Source organism: Commensalibacter sp. ESL0382 (assembly GCF_009725775.1).
GTDB lineage: Bacteria > Pseudomonadota > Alphaproteobacteria > Acetobacterales > Acetobacteraceae > Commensalibacter > Commensalibacter melissae.
Genome location: NZ_WNII01000009.1, coordinates 226,358 through 246,324, shown reverse-complemented (window position 1 = coordinate 246,324; position 19,967 = coordinate 226,358). Strand labels below are relative to the sequence as shown.

Here is a 19,967-nt window from a genome sequence, read left to right as displayed (position 1 = left end):
ACACCCTATCTATCCACTTCACCAAAAACCAAATCCAACGAACCAATAATTGCAACCATGTCAGCCAACATATATCGATGGGATAATTCATCCAATGCTTGAAGATGCGAAAAACCTGTCGGACGTATTTTACAACGATAAGGTTTGCTTCCGCCATCCGCCACAAGATATACCCCAAATTCACCTTTTGGACTTTCAACAGCAGTATAGGTTGTGCCTGCAGGAACATGAAATCCTTCACTATAAAGTTTGAAATGATGAATCAATGCCTCCATTGAATGTTTCATATCTTTACGTTTTGGAGGTGAGATTTTATTATCTTCAGTCTTAATTGGACCAGGTTTTATCTTGCTTAGGCATTGCTCAATTATTTTGGCGCTCTCGCGCATTTCAACAACACGAATCAAATACCGATCATAACAATCCCCTTGCCGAGCAACAGGAATTTTAAAATCAACTTTATCATAATTATCATAGGGTTGGGATCGCCGCAAATCCCATGCAACTCCCGATGCTCGCAAACATGGACCAGAAAATCCCCATGACAATGCATCTTCAGTTGTACAGATTCCAATTCCAACAGTTCGCTGTTTCCAGATACGGTTTTCTGTTAACAATCCTTCAATATCATCAATTAATTTTGGAAAATCTCTAACCCATTTTCCAATTTTCTCTTCCATACCTGCGGGCATATCCTTAGCCACACCCCCATGCCTAAAATAATTCGCATGAAAGCGGGCGCCAGATACACCTTCATAAAATTCCATTAATTTTTCGCGCTCTTCATAAGCCCACAATGCAGGTGTCATCGCCCCACAATCGAGACCCATGGCAGTCACGTTCAGTAAATGATTTAATATACGAGTTATTTCAGCAAACAGAACTCTTATCCATTTTGCACGATCGGGAACATCAATCCCCAACAATTTTTCTGTAGCAAGAACATAGGCATGTTCCTCGCTCATTGGAGAGGCATAATCCAAACGATCAAAATAAGGCAGTCCCTTATGATAAGCCTTGTGCTCCAGTAATTTTTCTGTTCCACGATGTAATAAACCAATATGAGGAGTTGCCCTTTTAACAACCTCACCCTCTAATTCCATCACAACACGCAACACACCATGAGCAGAAGGATGTTGTGGTCCAAAATTAATCGTGTGCGTATCACCTGATAAAACATGAGATATATTCTGAGAAATTTCAGATTTCACCTGTGATGTTTTATCGGTTACCCCTTCTTGTATAATTTCACTCATCAAATATCCTTTTACCGTTTAATCCTATATAGAATACGGTTTAATATTTTGACGCTTCTCATGAATCTTTTCGTCACCAGGAAGTGTTACAATACCTTCCCAGGGTGAATCAAAATCAAAGTCCCGCATCTCCTGTGTCAAATGGACCGGTTCATAAATTACTTTATTTTGATCAGCATCATATCTAACTTCTACATATCCTGTAACAGGGAAATCCTTTCGCAAAGGATGTCCATCAAATCCATAATCCGTCAAAATGCGCCTCAAATCAGGCTGTCCGGAAAATAATACACCAAACATGTCATAACATTCACGTTCCCACCACGTTGCATTTTTCCATAAATGATGAACGGAGGGAACCGGTTCTTTTTCATCTGTATGAACAATGATACGAATACGCTGATTCAATGTTACAGATAAAAGATTATAGACAACATCAAATCTTTTTTGACGGTAGGGATAATCAACACCACACAAATCCATCAATTGTTCGAATTTGCAAATGGGATGATTTTTAAGCAGAATTAACACATCAAGCAAACAGTTGAGTTTAACCAATATGATTAGTTCATCGTGATCAAACTCAGCCTTGACAACGCCATTTGACGAAAACATGAGCATCATGCCAATCGCCTGCAAATTTGCTTTTTGATTTAAAATTCTTTTTTTTGAATTTTCTGTAAAATTAACCACGAAGAATTGTCCCTGTACGCTTGATTTTCTTTTTCAACAACATAATACCATAAATCAATGCCTCAGCGGTTGGCGGACACCCGGGTACATAAACATCTACAGGGACAATACGATCACATCCCCTTACGACTGAATAGGAATAATGATAATATCCCCCACCATTTGCGCAGGATCCCATTGAAAGAACCCATCTTGGTTCTGACATCTGGTCATATAATCGACGTAAAGCAGGTGCCATTTTATTCGTTACCGTACCAGCCACAAGCATGACATCTGCCTGTCTGGGCGATCCCATTGGTACAACCCCCATACGATCCAAGTCATAACGTGGCATATAGGCATGAATCATTTCAACAGCACAACAAGCCAATCCAAAAGTCATTGGCCAAAGACTGCCAGTTCTTCCCCAATTGATTAATTGGTCAAGCTTGGCAACAACAAAACCTTTATTTGAAATTGCCCCCGTTATTCCTTTAATAACTGCATCCTGTTCAGATCCAGGAGGTAACGTTTCTTGATTCCAGTAAATCTGATCAGGATCAGATTTATTTGTTATTTTTATATTCATTATCTACTCGTTTTAACCGACAATGGACTTATTTTTACTTAATCCCATTCCAGTGCACCTTTGCACCATTCATACGCGAAACCTATGGTCAGGACTAAAAGAAATACAACCATAGAGAAAAAACCGAACATGCCAGTTTTAGACAGGGTCAAAGCCCATGGAAACAGAAACACCATTTCCAGATCAAATATCGTGAATAATATTCCCACCAAATAATAGCGCACGTCGAACATATGACGTGCATTTTCAAATGCCGGAAATCCGCACTCATAAGGCGTTATCTTTTCAGCATATGGTTTTTGTTTTGCACAAAATAATGCCGCACCCAACATTGCAACCGCAATTATTAAAGAAATAATCCCAAATATTAACACGGGTAAATAACTGTTTAAAATTGCCTGCATGGCTAATACTCTTTAATTTTTTATAGAAAATTAAATCATTTATCAAAAATGAACTCAATTCTTTATATCAAAGAAAAAAAAGAATTACACTGTTAATATTAAATATATTGATTTTTATTGATTATTTTAATAAATTTGATGGAACAAATTATTTTGATGAAAATTTTAGTGATTTTCTATTATTGTGCCATTATACTATAAACTAAATGGCGCGAGTGACGGGGCTCGAACCCGCGACCTCCGGCGTGACAGGCCGGCGCTCTAACCAAACTGAGCTACACCCGCGCATTATATGAAGCTTTTCTAAAAGCTCTTTAATATTTTGTCAATATTAATATTTAATAAAACATTAATTTATGGTGGGCGATGACAGGCTCGAACTGCCGACCCTCTCGGTGTAAACGAGATGCTCTACCAACTGAGCTAATCGCCCGCTCCGTTTACCGGAACAACGACTTCTTAACACTGAAGCCGTTGTGTTGTCCAGTCATTTTTTCAAAAAAAATGAACTTTTTTTTAAAATTATTTACTAACAGCTTCTTTTAACAATTTACCAGGTTTAAAACGTACTGAAGTAGATGCTGGAATCTTGATTTCTTCACCTGTACGTGGGTTACGCCCTTTGGCTGCTTTACGATGAGCAGTGACGAAACTGCCAAAACCTACAAGGCGAACCTCTTGTTTTTTTGCAAGTGTTTCTTCAATAGTACTCAATACTGCATCGATAACCTCACCTGATTTGGCTTTTGACAATTCTGTTTTTTCAGCAACAGCGGCAACAAGTTCTTGTTTATTTAGAGGTTTTTCCATTCTTTTTTCTTTCTATAATAATCACAGACTAAATTTAACTGCTAATGGATATTACATCCATATCTTAAACTATTGAAGCACTTTTCAAGAACGTCAACCGTTCAAGGACTTCAATAGTTATTTTAATACATTTATTCTATTTTTGGTTGCAATATCACCACATTATTTAATGTGCCAGCTGTTTTTTTGATGAAACATTACTTTTTTTCGCAATTACTGGTGTAGAGGTTTCCTCTAGCTCAATAGATTCGTAGGGTTTAATCAATGCTTGATGAATAACATCATCTACCATTTTAACCGGAACAATTGTCAGATTTGATTTGACATTATCGGGTATTTCCACCAAATCCCTTTCATTTTCTTGAGGAATGAAAACTTTCTTAACTCCTGCACGCAATGCAGCAAGCAATTTTTCCTTAAGACCGCCTATAGGTAAAACCCTGCCCCGCAAAGTGATTTCCCCTGTCATGGCTATATCCTTACGAACAGGAATACCTGTCATAATGCTGACAATACTGGTTGCCATCGCAACACCAGCAGATGGTCCATCCTTTGGGGTTGCACCCTCAGGAACATGAACATGTATATCATGCTTTTCAAACAAGTCAGGATGTATTCCAAATTGTAAAGCTCGACTTTTTACATAAGATAAGGCTGCAGATACGCTTTCCTGCATTACCTCGCCAAGCTTCCCGGTTATCTTTATATGCCCCTTGCCTGGAACCATGACACTTTCTATATGAAGAATGTCACCACCTACTTCTGTCCACGCAAGTCCAGTTACGACACCTATAATATCACGTTCTTCACTTTCACCATAAAAATACCGTTTAACCCCGACATAATCCTCCAGATTATCCAACGTGATCTTTACATGGTCACATTCTCCAGAAACGATCTTCTTGACAATTTTACGAGCAATTTTCGCTATCTCTCGTTCAAGATTACGTACACCTGCCTCACGGGTATATGTGCGGACAAGTTCACGCAATACCTCATCATCAATCGACCATTCTGTAGGTTTAAGACTGTGAGATTCCCCCTCCTTCTTGATCAAATGCTGACGGGCGATCTGAACCTTCTCATCTTCTGTGTAACCGGCAATGCGGATAATTTCCATACGATCCAATAAAGGTTGTGGCATATTGAAACTATTTGCCGTTGTAATGAACATTACATCAGAAAGATCATAATCGACTTCTAGATAATGATCTACAAACGTGGAATTCTGTTCAGGATCAAGAACTTCCAAAAGAGCGGAAGCTGGATCTCCGCGCCAGTCTGCTCCAAGTTTATCAATTTCATCCAGTAAGAATAAAGGATTAGAAGTCCCAGCCTTTTTCATTCCCTGAATAATTTTACCGGGCATTGCACCAATATATGTTCGACGATGCCCACGAATCTCGGCTTCATCACGTACACCCCCCAAGGACATGCGAACATATTCACGTCCCGTTGCCTTGGCTATAGAACGGGCAAGGGATGTTTTACCAACACCTGGCGGTCCAACAAGGCATAAAATTGGACCTTTAAGTTTGGAAGAGCGGATTTGAACAGCAAGATATTCAAGAATTCTTTCCTTTACCTTTTCCAGTCCATAATGATCGTGGTTTAAAATTTCCTCCGCTTTTTTTAGATTCTTGGAAATTTTGGAACGTTTTTTCCAAGGCAGACCTACAATCCAGTCTAAATAATTACGCACAACGGTTGCCTCTGCAGACATCGGACTCATCCCGCGTAATTTTTTAAGATCAGATAATGCCTTGTCACGAGCTTCCTTGGTTAAGCGAAGTTTTTTTATCTTTTCTTCTAGTTCTGTCAACTCATCTTTACCGTCTTCACCCTCGCCCAATTCTTTTTGAATAGCCTTTAACTGCTCATTCAAATAATATTCGCGCTGTGTCTTCTCCATCTGTTTTTTAACACGGTTTCGTATACGCTTTTCAACTTGCAATACTCCAACTTCTGTTTCCAAATGTTCAAGAAGTTTTTCCAAGCGTCTTTTCAAATCAACCGTTTCAAGTATTTCCTGTTTTTCAGAAACTTTAAGATTAAGATGGCTTGTAATTGTATCTATAGCCTTGGAAGAATTTTCAATTTGATTGACAGCTACCAGAACTTCAGGCGCGATTGACTTGTTCAGTTTAACATATTGCTCAAACTGATTAGTCATTGTTCTTTTTAAGACATTAATCTCCTTGTCATCATTCTCCGTTTCTTCAATAAGCTCAACCTCTGCCTCAAAAAAAGCTTCATGATCAATAAATTTCTTGACCTTGGCACGTTGAATACCCTCTACCAATACCTTGACTGTTCCATCAGGTAATTTTAACAACTGTAAAATAGTTGCAATTGTTCCAAATGAATAAACATCCTTTTCCGTAGGATCTTCAACTGAAGCATCTTTTTGGGAAACAAGCAATATTTTTGAATGATTTTTCGTAACTTCCTCTAAAGCGCAGACCGATTTTTCTCGCCCTACAAATAAAGGTACAATCATATATGGAAATACAACAATATCCCTTAACGGTAGAACAGCCATAATATTGGGCTGTCTTATTTCTTGGTCTTTATTGGCATCCTTCTCTTTTTCTTCAGAGATTTCGGATTCAATTTTCTTTTCTGTCATAAATTTATGACCTCCTTATATGGACGATCCTGTGAGAATGCCCAGGATGGCACATTCTATAAGATTACAATCTTAATATTATATATGCAGTGTATTAATTTTTTTTAAAGTAATAAACAGAATTAATTATCCTGAACCTTTATGAGTAAAAAATAATCCTAAATATCAAGATTTATTACAGATAATAAATTAATATAAAAAAAAATTACATCAAAAATAAGGTATTTCTCAACCTTTTTTGATAATAATAAAAAAGACCCTTTTAAAAGAGTCTTTTCCATAAAACAATAAGTGTTTATGCTGTTTGTTCTTTATGAGGGGATATCTCCTCATAAACGTAAACCGGTTCCTCTTTATGGTTAATCACCTCTTTATTAATGACAACTTTGCTTACCCCTTTAAGATCTGGCAATTCATACATTGTCGATAAAAGAATATCTTCCAGAATTGAACGCAACCCACGCGCACCTGTCTGTCGTTCAATGGCCTTATTAGCAATTTCCTGAATAGCTTCTTCTGTAAATTGCAATTGCACGTTCTCCATTTCAAACAGTTTTTGATATTGTTTTACTAGAGCATTTTTTGGCTCAGTCAGTATCTTCATCAAGGCTTTTTGATCAAGATCATCAAGTGTAGCGATTACGGGCAATCTTCCAATAAATTCAGGAATTAACCCGAATTTCATCAAATCTTCGGGTTCCATCTGTCGAAACAATTTCCCAACTTCTTTATGATCTTGTGAATTTACATCTGCACCAAATCCAATCGTGTACCCTACACTCCTATCACTAATGATTTTATCCAAACCTGCAAATGCACCACCACAAATAAAGAGAATATTCGTAGTATCCACTTGCAGGAATTCCTGTTGCGGATGTTTCCGTCCTCCTTGAGGAGGAACAGATGCAACAGTACCTTCCATAATCTTAAGAAGAGCTTGCTGAACACCTTCGCCACTTACATCCCTTGTAATTGAAGGATTATCGGATTTACGTGAAATTTTATCAATTTCATCAATGTAAACGATACCCCGCTGCACCCGTTCCACGTTATAATCTGCAGCCTGTAACAATTTCAATAATATGTTTTCGACATCTTCACCAACATATCCTGCCTCGGTCAGGGTTGTTGCATCTGCCATTGTAAAAGGAACATCAAGAATTCTTGCAAGGGTTTGGGCCAACAAGGTTTTACCAGTTCCGGTTGGTCCAATAAGCAGGATATTGGATTTAGCTATCTCCACATCACCAGCTTTATCGATCTGGTTTAACCGTTTATAATGATTATGAACAGCAACGGACAAAACCTTTTTTGCGTCTGTCTGTCCTATAACATAATCATCCAAAATTTTACAAATTTCTTTAGGAGTGGGTAGATTGCCTTGTTTTTTTGCTATTTGCGTTTTATTCTCTTCACGCACAATATCCATACATAATTCGACACATTCATCGCAAATAAATACGGTTGGACCTGCGATTAATTTACGCACCTCATGCTGTGACTTCCCGCAAAAGGAGCAATATAATGCATTTTTTGAATCTTTTTTATTATCAGTCATTTTAACCTTCACCCCCAATTAAAGTCAGGGTCAGAAATACCAACCAGTAAATATCATTATATAAATTATTTAGTTAAATAAGATAATTTTTAAAGAAATCTTATAATAATATTATGACTATTTGTCACTTTCTTTTAACAAATCTGCATTACGATTTTGAACTACCTTATCAATTATACCAAAATCCCTAGCCTCTTCAGGTGACATATAACTGTCTCTTTCAAGACGTTGTTCAATTTCCTCTAGTGTTCTTCCGGTATGCAATTTATAAATCTCGTTAAGCTTTTTACGTATTTCCAATATTTCTTTGGCCTGAATTTCTATATCGCTTGCCTGACCTTGCGCACCACCAGAAGGCTGATGAACCATGATTCTCGCATTGGGCAAGGCAAATCGATTATTGGGTTCACCTCCACATAAAAGTAATGATCCCATTGAGGCTGCCTGACCAATGCAGACAGTACTCACAGGACAACGTATATATTGCATCGTATCATAAATTGCCAAACCAGCCGATACTACACCACCAGGACTATTGATATAGAAAGAAATTTCTTTTTTTGGATTTACACTTTCTAAATATAATAACTGAGCAGAAATCAAAGATGCAACTTGATCATATACAGGACCCGTGAGAAAAATGATTCTTTCCTTAAGCAGACGAGAATAAATATCAAAAGCACGTTCCCCTCTGGACGTTTGTTCAACAACCATTGGAACAAGTGTATTATCATATATTTCCAGAGACTTGAAATCTCTCATTAATTTTCTTCCCAAATTTATGTTTGATTAAATAATAGTATATTTATTCAATTTAAGAAAATAAATACAACAAAAATAAGATAGAATTCAATTTTCCAAAAAAAAGAATGTCTGGAAAAATTTCCAGACATTCCCAATACCAAAATCTATGAAATTCCTAAATCTTAACAGTGGGCATCTTAGAGAGCTCTTCCGGACTCACCTCTTTATCCTCTACCGTGGCAAGCTCTGTAATATAATCAAGAACTTTATTCTCGTAAAGTGGACCGCGAATAGATTCGACAGCCTGCGGATTTTTCTGAAAAAATTCCATAACTTCTTTTTCTTGTCCCGGATAACGCATTGCCTCGGCCCGCATCGCCTGAACAAGTTCGTCTTCATTAATTGTTATCGAATTGACTCTTCCAATTTCAACAACCAGCAATCCAAGACGAACACGTCTTTCTGCAATTTTGCGATAATCTACCTTTAAAGTTTCCTCGTCTTTGTTCTTGTCTTCTTCATCAAGAAGATCATTTTTACGGTCATTTTCAATACGCTGCCAAATTTGCTTGAATTCTGTATCAACCAATCCTTCAGGCAATTCAAAATTAACTTTCTCAGCCAACACATCCAAAATATCACGTTTCAATCTCAAACGGGACATCTGATCATATTCAGCAACAATTTGCTTTTCAACAGCTTCTTTTAGTTTATCTAAATTTTCAAATCCGAGTTTGGTTGCAAATTCATCGTTCACTTCAGGAACAATAGCCTCTTTTAAGGTTTTTGCCTTGATATCGAATGTTGCCTCCTTGCCAGCCAAATTGGCAGCCTGATAGTTTTCAGGGAAAGTAACCGTTATTACTTTTTCCTCTCCTGGTGTCATTCCTTCAATCTGTTCTGCAAATCCCGGAATAAACCCCTTACCACCAATTTCAACATCAACATTCTCTGCAGTGCCACCCTCAAAAGCTACGCCTTCAACCTTACCCACAAAATCAACAGACAGAATATCACCGGATTTAGCAGGCCGCTTTTCATCAATATCCTTAAATTCACGTTGCCGTTGGGCAATTGTGTCAAAAGCAGATTTAAGCGATTTTTCATCTGGCTTGGCTTTTAAGCGAATCAAATGAATATCTTTAAGATCTGGAATTTCAAAGTCTGGAATCAATTCAACTTCAAAGGTGAATTCCAGATCATCCCCCTTTTTATAACCCTCTTTGAGATTGACCGATGGTTGACGGGCAGGTCGCAGACCTCTTTCACTCAATGTATCTCTGACTGCATTTGAAATCGCCTCATTGACAACCTCATTCTGAACAGATTCTCCATAACGTTGCTCAACAATCGTTAATGGCACTTTTCCAAGCCTGAAACCAGGGATATTCATCTCGTGTCCAAGTTTTGTTAATCGTTGATTTCTCGTTTCAGCGAGTTGTTTTTCTTCAATAATGATTTTGAAGCCGCGTTTTAAGCTTTCAGAAAGCGTTTCAGTAACCTGCATCAGCCAGGCCATCCTCTCGGTCTAAATTAAATTTTACCCTAATATTATAGAGCGTTTCAGAATTAATATTAATTTATATCACTTTAACAGCCAGATCACAAAAATCATATGGAATTAACATCATACGTTTTTGGTGCGGATGGAGGGACTTGAACCCCCACGACTTGCGCCACTAGATTCTAAGTCTAGCGTGTCTACCAATTTCACCACATCCGCACGTCTGTGCATTGAAGTTTTTCTATTTAACGCACTATCTATCGCAGGGCAACAATTTTTTTAACAAAACTCAATTTTTCTTATTTTCATTTTTCCACGTGATACCGACCATTATCTCTTGCCTTGCCAAGATTGTGAATTAAGTCCATTGCATTAGGCCAAGAATTGTTATGTAAAAAAGCTGCCTCTCCATGAATCCAGACCGCGGCACAAGACGCTTCCCATACCTCCATACCACACGCAAGCAAAGTCGCGATGACTCCCGTTAGTACATCCCCAGATCCTGCTGTCGCCAATCGTGCATTTGCATGACAATTGACCGCTACTCTGCCATCGGGAGAAGCTATTAATGTATCCGGACCTTTGAGAATGACCACTGTATTCAGAATACTAGCTGCCTTTTTAACCGCATCAATACGGCAATCTTTAAAATCACCAAATATCCGTTTAAATTCACCTATGTGAGGCGTAATAACGGCACATTGTTTCAACAAATCAAAATTTTCTTTTGTCAAAGCGCTTGCATCGGCAACAATCGTTTTATTTGTCTTGATTAAATTTGTTAGGGATATTTTAACCTCATCTTCTGTCAGACCAGGCCCGCATACCCAGACTTTTCTTCGTTTATCCTGTAAGGTATCAGTGAAGTCACCCTCATCAACCATAAAACAGGGTGAAGTTAACAAATATAAATCACGGCTACCAAAGGCAAAGATATGCACTAATCCAGCGCCACAAGAAGAAGCTGCTAATGCTGATAAACGAGCGGCTCCTGTTACCGTTCCCCCTCCCACAACATTTACAATACCACGATGATATTTATAATCTTCAACGTCTGCAATTGGAAGTTCCCATAATCCCGGTTCGTTCAACCAGGTATTTATTGACAGCTCTAACAATATGTTTTCTGGTATACCTATATTTGCAATAACAAGTTTACCTATATATTCTCGTCCAGGCAAAAGATAATGTCCCGCTTTGGCTCTACAAAACGTTACGGTCAATTCTGCGTGGGGAGCATAACCTCTGATTATACCTGTCTTGCCATCAACACCAGAGGGTATGTCTATGGCAACAAGATGATCTGCAGCTTTCAACACCGAACTTATATGATCATCAATGTCACGAGATAATCCCGCACCAAAAACAGCATCCACAACTAAATCTGCATCCTTAACAGATTGAATATTAAAATCAGTTTTATCCCCACTCCATTGAACAAAAGCCTTGTAAGCATCAGTTCCCTTTTCTGGAGGTTTCAAAGAGGCAACCTTAACTGGCCATCCCTCATTGGCAAGTATGTGTGCCACGACATATCCATCACCTCCATTATTTCCAGGACCGCATAAAACAAGTATTTTACAAGGTTTATAAAATTGCATAATTGCCCGTGCAACGGCTAATCCAGCATTTTCCATCAAAGTTAAAACAGGCAAATATTGCGTTGCGATCTTGTCAACCTGATTCATTTCTTCTGGATTTATCAGAAGCAAATTAGTTTTTTCATTTTTTAATTGCATAATGATATATCTTTCAATTTGATGAATTAAGTATATCACTTATAATTATAACTACGAATGATTATAATATGACAAACTATAAAGAAAAATTGCTTTTTTTGCCTTTATTTGACATGAATGATTTTAACAATCATCACGTCAATGATAAGACGGATTTAATCTATCGAAACCACAATATCTAGGAAATTAGTATGGCTCATATGAATTTTTACTGGGGAATTATCACTTCGATTAACTCTATTGCTCTTTCCATATGGATCGGAAGTATATTTTTTTATTGTCTGAGTGTTCAATCATCAGTGGGATTACTTGATAAAACACTCAAATCTTCCGTATTATTGCAAAACCTGAAAAGAATTTATCAACTTAATGGTTTTAACGCTTTTGCCATCCTGATTTGTCAATTGATTCTTTTTATTCACCACTATTTTGACAAAACTGTAAACTGGTCTGGTTATGCCGCCATAATTACCATTATTCTAATGATAATTTTCCATCTATATAGTTTTACGTCAGCCTATCAAAAAGCAAACCGATCTATACGACCTAAGACTGATCTTTATAATAAAATTTGTAATATTTTCAAATTAATTATATTTTTGGGAATAATAGACATTTTATTATTAAATTTTTAATGAAATTATTATTAGTTATTCTATTTTACAACAAAATAAGTATATTGATTAATTACAATATTCTTATTATATAAATGAATAAGCTATTTTTATTATTTTTAAGTGTTAACGGTAAGTTTTATTTTGCCTTCTCATATACAAAAAAACAAATTAATTGACAACAATACATCTATAAATCTTGCGATTGAAAAAATTGAGACTTTTGAACAACTCAAATTGTCTCCCTCAATTTTGTCAGCCATTGATAAAATAGGATTTGACAAGCCTACGGAAATTCAGGCAGCTGTCATTCCCATGGCTTTGCAAAAAAAAGATATCGTTGGGATAGCCAGAACCGGTACCGGTAAAACCGTCTCTTTCACATTACCAATTCTCGAGATGCTTTCCCAGTCCAAGGGACGTGCAAGAATGCCACGCGCTTTAATTCTAGAACCCACTCGTGAATTGGCACTTCAGGTTGCAGATAATCTTAAATTATATAATAAATATGTAAAATTTTCTCATAGTTTACTCGTTGGTGGCGAAAGTCAGTCTGAACAGAAAGAAAAACTTCGACGTGGAACCGATATTATTATTGCAACACCGGGTCGATTGATTGATTTGTTTGATCAGGGAGCAATTTTACTCAATCAGATTCAGATACTCGTCATTGATGAGGCAGATCGTATGCTCGATATGGGTTTCATCCCAGACATTGAAAAAATTGTTTCCTATTTACCCCAACAAAAACAAACCCTGCTTTTGTCAGCTACGATGCCCCCAGAAATCAAAAGATTGACAAATTCTTTTCTTGTAGATCCAATTGAAATATCTATTTCACCACCTTCATCAGTAGCCTCAACTATTGAATCGAAAGTTATCATCGTTCCTGATAACAAAAAAAGAAAAATTTTACGCACTCTTTTACAGCAGAAAAATGTAAAAAATGCAATAATTTTCTGTAATAGAAAAAAAGATGTTGACATTTTAACTCGTTCCCTGAAGAAACATGATTTCAAAAGTGCCTCTCTTCATGGTGATATCGCACAACATCATCGAACCCAAACGATGGAAGATTTTAAAAATGGAAAAATTCAGTTCCTCGTTTGTTCTGATATTGCCGCACGAGGAATAGATGTTGAAAATCTAACGCACGTTTTCAACTTTGATATACCTCTTCAACCCGAAGATTACGTACATCGCATTGGAAGAACAGGAAGAGCAGAAAAAACGGGTTATGCTTATAGCCTTGCAACACTTGAGGAAAAAGAGTTAATTGTAAATATCGAAAAACTTATAAATGAAACCATTCCCGTTCTTGATATTAACGATTTTATGAATACCTCTAAAGAAACAGATAATTCAACAGATAAGAAATTGGTTAAAAATAAAAATTCTCGTCAACAAAAAACCAAATCTAGAAAGGCGGATAATAAGAATTTGATTGAAGTTGCTCCACGTATTCCTCTAACACATGCATTAATTGATAACGATACACCTGTTATTGGATTTGGACAATTTGTACCTGCCTTTATGCTATCGCCGTTTCGTAAGCTTTAAAAAAAGAAACTGAAGATAAATAACATTATTATTTATCTTCAGTTAAAATTTAAACCGATATGAATTTCAGAACATATTCAAGGTTAGTCGAGCTTCATCGCTCATTCTTGAAGGATCCCAGGGAGGGTCCCAGACAATTTCCACCTTTACTTCGGTCACTCCTTTAACTTTTTCAATAGCTTGCTGAACCATGACGGGTAATTCTTGCGCACTTGGGCAATTGGGCGCTGTTAAAGTCATTTCAACTTGCACCTTTCCATCATCATGTAAATCGATAGCATAAATTAATCCCAAGTCATATACATTAACTGGAATTTCTGGATCATAAATTGTTGAAACAGCATCAATAATTGCATTTTCATCAATTTCTTCCTTAGGATTGTTAATCTGTGGGTTTGAATTATCCTCAGGTTTCCAAGCCTCGATATTTTCTTGATTAACATCAGATTCAGATGTAGATACTGCTTTTCCAATATTATCTGACCTTTTTTGATCAACATTATCCATAAAAAACTCTGCCATTCATATAATTATGGGTAAAAAATCTTTATCAATGATTAGATCTGTGAAAAAAATCAATAATCATATTCAATCCATCCACAAATTTATCGATCTCATCAAAAGTTGTATAAACTGCAAAACTAACCCGCGATACACTTGTATAACCAAATTTTTTCACTAACGGTTCAGCACAATGCTGACCTGCACGAATGGCGATACCATTTTGATCCAACAGGGTTGCAATATCATGAGCATGAATATCCTTTATCGAAAAAGAGATTACCCCTCCCCTTACAGATGATGATCCCAATATAGATAAACCAGGAATATTCCTCATTTTAATCAGCGCATATTCAACCAGATTTTTATCATGCTGCATTAAAATATCATATCCGATAGATAAAACATAATCTATTGCAGCCCCCAAACCGATCACCTCAAGTATGGGTTGTGTACCGGCTTCAAATTTAGTAGGAATTTTTGCCCAGGTTGACCGTTCAAAAGTCACATTCTCAATCATGTCCCCTCCTCCCATAAAGGGAGGCATTTGATCCAGACATTCTTTTTTTCCCCATAAAATGCCAATACCCGTAGGACCGTAAAGTTTGTGTCCTGTAAAAGTGTAAAAATCTATATCAAGATCCTGAACATTAACCGATTGATGAACAATTCCTTGACTGCCATCAACAAGAATTTTGGCACCATTCTTGTGTGCCATCTCAGCCAGCATTTTGATTGGATTAATCGTTCCCAACACATTGGACATATGGGTTACAGCAACCAATGCAATATCATTTTCAATTAAAATTTGTTCAAATGCCAATATATCGATATCACCATTTTCCAATATCGGTGCAATGTATAAATGGATCCCTAATCTGTCACGCAACATTTGCCAGGGAACAAGATTGGCATGATGCTCCATTTCAGTTATTAAAACACCCTGCCCCTTTTTTATCAGACCTCCATAGGAAAAAGCTACAAGATTGATCGCTTCAGTACTATTTTTAGTAAAAATCACTTCATCGGACGTAAATGCATTTAAAAAACCGGCAATTTTTTTTCGGACTGATTCATATTGATCTGTAACAGCCTCACTCATGGCATAAATGCCTCGATGCACATTTGCATATTGCGTATATGCGGCGTTTTGCATCGCTTCAATAACCTGTATTGGTTTTTGGGCTGATGCGCCACTATCCAAAAATACAAAATCTTTACCGTGAATTTTTTGTTTTAAAATTGGAAAATCATTTCTAATTTGCTCAATATTAAAAGAATAGACAGGGTTAGACATCGCAATCACTTTTCAAGTTGAGGCGGTTACGTAATAATATAATAAATTCTGCAATAGGGTATCTTCGATCTTTTCAATAGACTCGTTAACAAATGCATTAATCAACATTTCTCTGGCCAATTCATAAGAAATTCCACGAGACATTAAAAAAAACAATTGTTCTTGGTCCAATGCCCCTATTGCTGCACCATGGGAACATTTAACATCATCTGCATAGATTTCAAGCTCAGGTTTAGTATCTATTTCCGCTTTATCTGACAATAATAGGGCTTGGTTTTGCTGCTGTGCATCCGTTTTCTGGGCTAAACGATTGACTAGCACCTTGCCCTGATAAACCCCATGACTGTTATCAGATAGGATATTTTTAACATTCTGATTGGATTGACAATGTGGAACACTATGAACCACTTTTGATGCAATATCGGCATGCTGTTGACCTGACAAAATCTGGACAGCATCAAAATCTGCCTTACTCCATTCTCCGGCCAAATCAATATTCAGTTCATAACGTGAAAATCTGGAACCTTTATTTAACAAAAATTGCTGATAACATGCATGATCAGACAATTTAACATAATTACTAGAACAATTATAGCTTTCTGATAATGTATGGTTGATAATGGTATAGTTTAGTTTAGACTTTCTTCCCAGTTCTATTTCATGAACGGAATTTGCAAAATAAACACCTTTTCCATAATTTATTTCAATTACAGAACATTTATTTTCTTTCTCAATATAAAATGAATACTTTGGTGAAAAAAACAGTTTTTCAGTTGTTTCAGCTTTCCCTAGATTAATACATAAAATTGTCTGATCATTGAAATTTTTATTACAATTAAATTGCAAAACGGGATTTTCAACAACTTTGTTCAATGCCGTCAAAAAATCATCGTTCGGAATTGACCAACCACTTTTGAAATTCTTATTTAAAGAAAATTCGTTTGAATGAAGACTAATTGTTGAAAAAGTCTCTAGATATTGACCATTATAGGTGATTATTCTAGGTAAATTTAGCAAATCTACGGTTAATATTTCTTCTAAGGCCCTATGAACAAACGCTTCATCAATGACAAAATCACGCGAAAAATCTGTTTTTTGCAACCATTTCAAATCGCTGTATTTCCAAGCTTCAGTTTTACGTGTCGGGAATTGAAGAGTCAGCAATTTATCAACAATATTTCTCTTGTCTTGTAAATATTCAGATAAAGACAACCTATTTAATATTTCCAACCAATTTTCACGCTTGTTCATCGCGGTGACATTATTCATCAATTTCATCCAAAAACCGTCCGTAACCTTCTTTTTCAAGCTGAAGTGATAAATCAGCTCCTCCAGTATGGATAATGCGACCCCTTGCTAAAATATGGATATAATCAGGCTTGATATAATCTAATAAACGCTGATGATGAGTGATAATTAAAGAGGAAAATTCTGGAGATTGAAGAGTATTAACTCCTTCTGCGACAATACGCAGCGCGTCAATATCTAACCCACTGTCAGTTTCATCCAATATTGCAAAAGATGGTTGCAGTAAGGACATTTGCAGAACCTCATTTCGTTTTTTCTCACCTCCAGAAAAACCGACATTTACATTGCGTTTAAGCATGTCTGTTGGAAATGAAAGCTTTTTTGCCAACTGACGGGCCAGTTTAAGAAATGACACCGCGTCAAGTTCTTCCTGTCCTCGCGCCTTACGAACGGAATTGGTTGCTGTACGTAAAAAATTGGCATTATTGACCCCAGGCAGCTCCACGGGAGACTGAAAGGCAAGAAACAATCCCGCCACGGCTCTATCATCAGGAGACATTTCCAGAAGATTCTCCCCTTTAAACCATACCTGACCAGATGTCACTTTATAACTGGGATGACCAGACAAGACATAGGAAAGCGTTGACTTACCAGAACCGTTAGGTCCCATAATAACATGAGTTTCACCAGCGGGAATTGATAAATTGACACCTTTTAAAATTTGCTTTGATCCATTTTCAACAGTGTCATCAATAACGGATGCATGTAAATTTTTTATTTCTAATAACATATTCATAGTTTAAACTAACCCACACTTCCTTCAAGACTTATCTGTAAAAGCTGTTGCGCTTCTACAGCGAATTCCATTGGAAGCTCTTTTAAAACATCTTTACAAAACCCGTTCACAATCAATCCGATTGCCGCTTCCTTGGTTAATCCACGCTGTTGACAGTAAAATAACTGTTCTTCGGAAATCTTCGAAGTTGTCGCTTCATGTTCAATTTTGGCGGAACTATTTTTACTTTCAATATAGGGAACTGTATGTGCACCGCAATTATTTCCGATCAGTAAACTGTCACATTCAGTGAAATTGCGACTGTTTCGGGCTTTTGGCATCATTCTAACCAATCCACGATATGTACTGTCAGATTTTCCTGCACTAATGGTTTTTGCCAAAATGGTGGAACGTGAATTAGCTCCTATATGAATCATTTTTGTACCGGTATCAGCCTGCTGATATCCATTTGTTACCGCTACAGAATAAAATTCCCCGATTGATCCTTCCCCTTGTAAAATGCAGGAAGGATATTTCCAGGTAATTGCCGATCCGGTTTCAACCTGTGTCCATGAGATACGTGATCGTACACCACGGCAAGCACCACGCTTGGTAACAAAATTGTAAATTCCCCCCTTACCATTTTTATCACCCGGATACCAATTTTGGACTGTGGAATATTTTATAAAAGCCTCACTCATGGCCACAAGTTCTACAACAGCAGCATGCAATTGATTTTCATCCCGTTGAGGAGCTGTGCATCCCTCCAAATATGATACGGTAGAAGCATCATCAGCAATAATGAGCGTACGTTCAAATTGTCCGGTATTTTTTGCATTTATACGAAAATAGGTTGAAAGTTCCATAGGGCATTTCACACCTTTCGGAACATATACAAATGAACCATCCGTAAAAACAGCGGAATTCAAGGCTGAATAAAAATTATCTCCCTGTGGCACCACACTACCAAGGTATTTTTTAACCAAATCTGGATAAGATTGTATAGCTTCTGAAATTGGACAAAAAATCACTCCCGCTTTCGCAAGAGTTTCTTTAAACGTCGTGGCAACAGAGACACTATCAAAAACTGCATCAATGGCAACAGGTACAGTCTCTCCATTTTCCGGTTTTTCAACCCCCGCCAAAATTTCCTGTTCTCTTAAGGGTATACCCAATTTTGCATATGTTTTTAACAATTCGGGATCAACCTCGTCCAGAGACTTTGGTCCTTTTTTCTTTTTTGGGGCTGCATAATAATGCAAGTCCTGGAAATCAATTTCAGGATGTTTGAACTTACCCCATGTTGGAGCCTCCATGGTCATCCACATCCGATAGGCTTTCAAACGCCATTCCAGCATCCAATCAGGCTCATTCTTGCGAGCAGAAATTGAACGGATAACATTTTCATCAAGTCCCTTGGGTAGGATATCCATTTCAATATCCGTTTCGAACCCCCACTTGTAGGTATCTGTCTTAAGCTGCTTCAACAAGGCCTCATCTTGGACATGTTTATTCATAATATGCTCTGTTTCTAAATGTTCGTTTCTTGAATTTGTTAATTCTTATTTAAGTCAAATCTGGCAGAACTCTTTTTTAAATCTGCCAAAGTTAAAGTTTCAAAAACATTTTTTATTTGATAATTCAATATTTCCCATTTTCCATATAAAATACACTCTTCATTCTCAATACGACAATCATCCTTTTTACAATCAACCAACTTAATGGGTCCCTCAATAATTCTAACAACCGTAGCAAGAGAAATTTCACTAAGCTCATTCAATAGATAATATCCACTTCCCGGTCCTCGCGAAGATTTTGTCAAGGAAGCCCTGGTCAGCATTTTCAGTATCTTGGCCACAGTAGGTTCAGGAATATGTGTTCTCGCAGCAAGTGTGGATGAAGAGACAACAGTTTTATATTGATCAAGGCTTATGATAATAATCGTTGCATAATCAATAAGTTTGGATAGTTTCAACATAATTTATCAATTCGATCAAATAAAACATATTATATAGGACTATATAAGTCCATTTTTATCGATTTAAAAGTTTTTTTTATTTTTTATAA

17 protein-coding genes and 3 tRNA genes are annotated in these 19,967 nt (G+C 36.9%); 1 reads left to right on the top strand and 19 read right to left on the bottom strand.

The window, feature by feature from the left end; translation table 11 throughout:
- Positions 1-5 precede the first annotated feature (5 nt).
- From GM552_RS03975 to GM552_RS03915, 13 genes are all read right to left on the bottom strand, one after another.
- Positions 6-1,256, bottom strand: a complete 1,251-nt coding sequence (locus GM552_RS03975) for an NADH-quinone oxidoreductase subunit D (RefSeq protein WP_155565359.1) — start codon at positions 1,254-1,256, stop codon at positions 6-8.
- 24 nt (positions 1,257-1,280) lie between these two features.
- Positions 1,281-1,949 carry an NADH-quinone oxidoreductase subunit C gene (locus GM552_RS03970; RefSeq protein ID WP_370533589.1) on the bottom strand — a complete coding sequence of 223 codons (669 nt, stop codon included), beginning with the start codon at positions 1,947-1,949 and terminating at the stop codon, positions 1,281-1,283.
- Positions 1,942-2,517, bottom strand: coding sequence for an NADH-quinone oxidoreductase subunit B family protein (locus GM552_RS03965; protein ID WP_155565358.1), 576 nt, complete (start codon positions 2,515-2,517; stop codon positions 1,942-1,944). Before GM552_RS03965 ends, GM552_RS03970 begins: the two co-directional genes overlap by 8 nt.
- Before the next feature lie 38 nt (positions 2,518-2,555).
- The gene (gene ndhC / locus GM552_RS03960) at positions 2,556-2,921 is read right to left on the bottom strand and encodes an NADH-quinone oxidoreductase subunit A (RefSeq protein WP_122123496.1); all 366 of its coding nucleotides are present in this window, start codon (positions 2,919-2,921) and stop codon (positions 2,556-2,558) included.
- 207 nt (positions 2,922-3,128) lie between these two features.
- Positions 3,129-3,206 (bottom strand) — tRNA-Asp (locus GM552_RS03955).
- 72 nt (positions 3,207-3,278) lie between these two features.
- Positions 3,279-3,354, bottom strand: a tRNA-Val gene (locus GM552_RS03950).
- An 89-nt stretch (positions 3,355-3,443) separates the two neighbouring features.
- The gene (locus GM552_RS03945; RefSeq protein WP_110438938.1) at positions 3,444-3,731 is read right to left on the bottom strand and encodes an HU family DNA-binding protein; all 288 of its coding nucleotides are present in this window, start codon (positions 3,729-3,731) and stop codon (positions 3,444-3,446) included.
- A 166-nt stretch (positions 3,732-3,897) separates the two neighbouring features.
- On the bottom strand, positions 3,898-6,273 hold the full coding sequence (gene lon, locus GM552_RS03940; RefSeq protein ID WP_230882750.1) for an endopeptidase La: 2,376 nt from the start codon (positions 6,271-6,273) through the stop codon (positions 3,898-3,900).
- A 382-nt stretch (positions 6,274-6,655) separates the two neighbouring features.
- Complete coding sequence (gene clpX / locus GM552_RS03935; protein WP_155565356.1) at positions 6,656-7,918, bottom strand: ATP-dependent Clp protease ATP-binding subunit ClpX; 1,263 nt, start codon at positions 7,916-7,918, stop codon at positions 6,656-6,658.
- A 117-nt stretch (positions 7,919-8,035) separates the two neighbouring features.
- Complete coding sequence (locus GM552_RS03930) at positions 8,036-8,680, bottom strand: ATP-dependent Clp protease proteolytic subunit (protein ID WP_110438935.1); 645 nt, start codon at positions 8,678-8,680, stop codon at positions 8,036-8,038.
- Between the two features lie 157 nt (positions 8,681-8,837).
- Positions 8,838-10,169: a trigger factor gene (gene tig / locus GM552_RS03925; protein ID WP_155565355.1), complete on the bottom strand. Its 1,332-nt coding sequence runs from the start codon at positions 10,167-10,169 to the stop codon at positions 8,838-8,840.
- 131 nt (positions 10,170-10,300) lie between these two features.
- Positions 10,301-10,385, bottom strand: a tRNA-Leu gene (locus GM552_RS03920).
- Between the two features lie 86 nt (positions 10,386-10,471).
- Positions 10,472-11,905 carry an NAD(P)H-hydrate dehydratase gene (locus GM552_RS03915; protein WP_155565354.1) on the bottom strand — a complete coding sequence of 478 codons (1,434 nt, stop codon included), beginning with the start codon at positions 11,903-11,905 and terminating at the stop codon, positions 10,472-10,474.
- A 758-nt stretch (positions 11,906-12,663) separates the two neighbouring features.
- Here GM552_RS03915 and GM552_RS03910 point away from each other — a divergent pair.
- Positions 12,664-14,079: a DEAD/DEAH box helicase gene (locus tag GM552_RS03910; protein WP_196424847.1), complete on the top strand. Its 1,416-nt coding sequence runs from the start codon at positions 12,664-12,666 to the stop codon at positions 14,077-14,079.
- A 66-nt stretch (positions 14,080-14,145) separates the two neighbouring features.
- On the opposite strand, the gene GM552_RS03905 is transcribed toward GM552_RS03910, so the two are convergent.
- Genes GM552_RS03905 through GM552_RS03880 form a run of 6 tightly spaced genes read right to left on the bottom strand, consistent with a single transcriptional unit; the run spans position 14,146 to position 19,878 of the window.
- Positions 14,146-14,586: an SUF system Fe-S cluster assembly protein gene (locus GM552_RS03905; RefSeq protein ID WP_155565353.1), complete on the bottom strand. Its 441-nt coding sequence runs from the start codon at positions 14,584-14,586 to the stop codon at positions 14,146-14,148.
- Between the two features lie 43 nt (positions 14,587-14,629).
- Positions 14,630-15,877, bottom strand: a complete 1,248-nt coding sequence (locus GM552_RS03900; RefSeq protein ID WP_155565352.1) for an aminotransferase class V-fold PLP-dependent enzyme — start codon at positions 15,875-15,877, stop codon at positions 14,630-14,632.
- Between the two features lie 12 nt (positions 15,878-15,889).
- Positions 15,890-17,146: a Fe-S cluster assembly protein SufD gene (gene sufD / locus GM552_RS03895; protein WP_155565351.1), complete on the bottom strand. Its 1,257-nt coding sequence runs from the start codon at positions 17,144-17,146 to the stop codon at positions 15,890-15,892.
- Entirely contained in the window at positions 17,139-17,921 is a 783-nt protein-coding gene (gene sufC / locus GM552_RS03890; protein ID WP_122123487.1) for a Fe-S cluster assembly ATPase SufC, read from the bottom strand. The genes sufD and sufC overlap by 8 nt, the downstream gene beginning before the upstream one ends.
- An 8-nt stretch (positions 17,922-17,929) precedes the next feature.
- Positions 17,930-19,417, bottom strand: coding sequence for a Fe-S cluster assembly protein SufB (sufB, locus tag GM552_RS03885; protein WP_155565350.1), 1,488 nt, complete (start codon positions 19,415-19,417; stop codon positions 17,930-17,932).
- Between the two features lie 38 nt (positions 19,418-19,455).
- Positions 19,456-19,878 carry an Rrf2 family transcriptional regulator gene (locus tag GM552_RS03880; RefSeq protein WP_110438929.1) on the bottom strand — a complete coding sequence of 141 codons (423 nt, stop codon included), beginning with the start codon at positions 19,876-19,878 and terminating at the stop codon, positions 19,456-19,458.
- Between the last annotated feature and the right edge of the window lie 89 nt (positions 19,879-19,967).

Coding starts and splice junctions, on each gene's coding strand:
- tig (WP_155565355.1), bottom strand. CDS start 10,169: ATGCAGGTTACTGAAACGCTTTCTGAAAGCTTAAAACGCGGCTTCAAA.
- sufC (WP_122123487.1), bottom strand. CDS start 17,921: ATGAATATGTTATTAGAAATAAAAAATTTACATGCATCCGTTATTGAT.
- GM552_RS03915 (WP_155565354.1), bottom strand. CDS start 11,905: ATGCAATTAAAAAATGAAAAAACTAATTTGCTTCTGATAAATCCAGAA.
- clpX (WP_155565356.1), bottom strand. CDS start 7,918: ATGACTGATAATAAAAAAGATTCAAAAAATGCATTATATTGCTCCTTT.
- GM552_RS03880 (WP_110438929.1), bottom strand. CDS start 19,878: ATGTTGAAACTATCCAAACTTATTGATTATGCAACGATTATTATCATA.
- ndhC (WP_122123496.1), bottom strand. CDS start 2,921: ATGCAGGCAATTTTAAACAGTTATTTACCCGTGTTAATATTTGGGATT.
- GM552_RS03945 (WP_110438938.1), bottom strand. CDS start 3,731: ATGGAAAAACCTCTAAATAAACAAGAACTTGTTGCCGCTGTTGCTGAA.
- GM552_RS03900 (WP_155565352.1), bottom strand. CDS start 15,877: ATGTCTAACCCTGTCTATTCTTTTAATATTGAGCAAATTAGAAATGAT.
- sufB (WP_155565350.1), bottom strand. CDS start 19,417: ATGAATAAACATGTCCAAGATGAGGCCTTGTTGAAGCAGCTTAAGACA.
- lon (WP_230882750.1), bottom strand. CDS start 6,273: ATGGCTGTTCTACCGTTAAGGGATATTGTTGTATTTCCATATATGATT.
- GM552_RS03975 (WP_155565359.1), bottom strand. CDS start 1,256: ATGAGTGAAATTATACAAGAAGGGGTAACCGATAAAACATCACAGGTG.
- GM552_RS03930 (WP_110438935.1), bottom strand. CDS start 8,680: ATGAGAGATTTCAAGTCTCTGGAAATATATGATAATACACTTGTTCCA.
- GM552_RS03965 (WP_155565358.1), bottom strand. CDS start 2,517: ATGAATATAAAAATAACAAATAAATCTGATCCTGATCAGATTTACTGG.
- sufD (WP_155565351.1), bottom strand. CDS start 17,146: ATGAATAATGTCACCGCGATGAACAAGCGTGAAAATTGGTTGGAAATA.
- GM552_RS03905 (WP_155565353.1), bottom strand. CDS start 14,586: ATGGATAATGTTGATCAAAAAAGGTCAGATAATATTGGAAAAGCAGTA.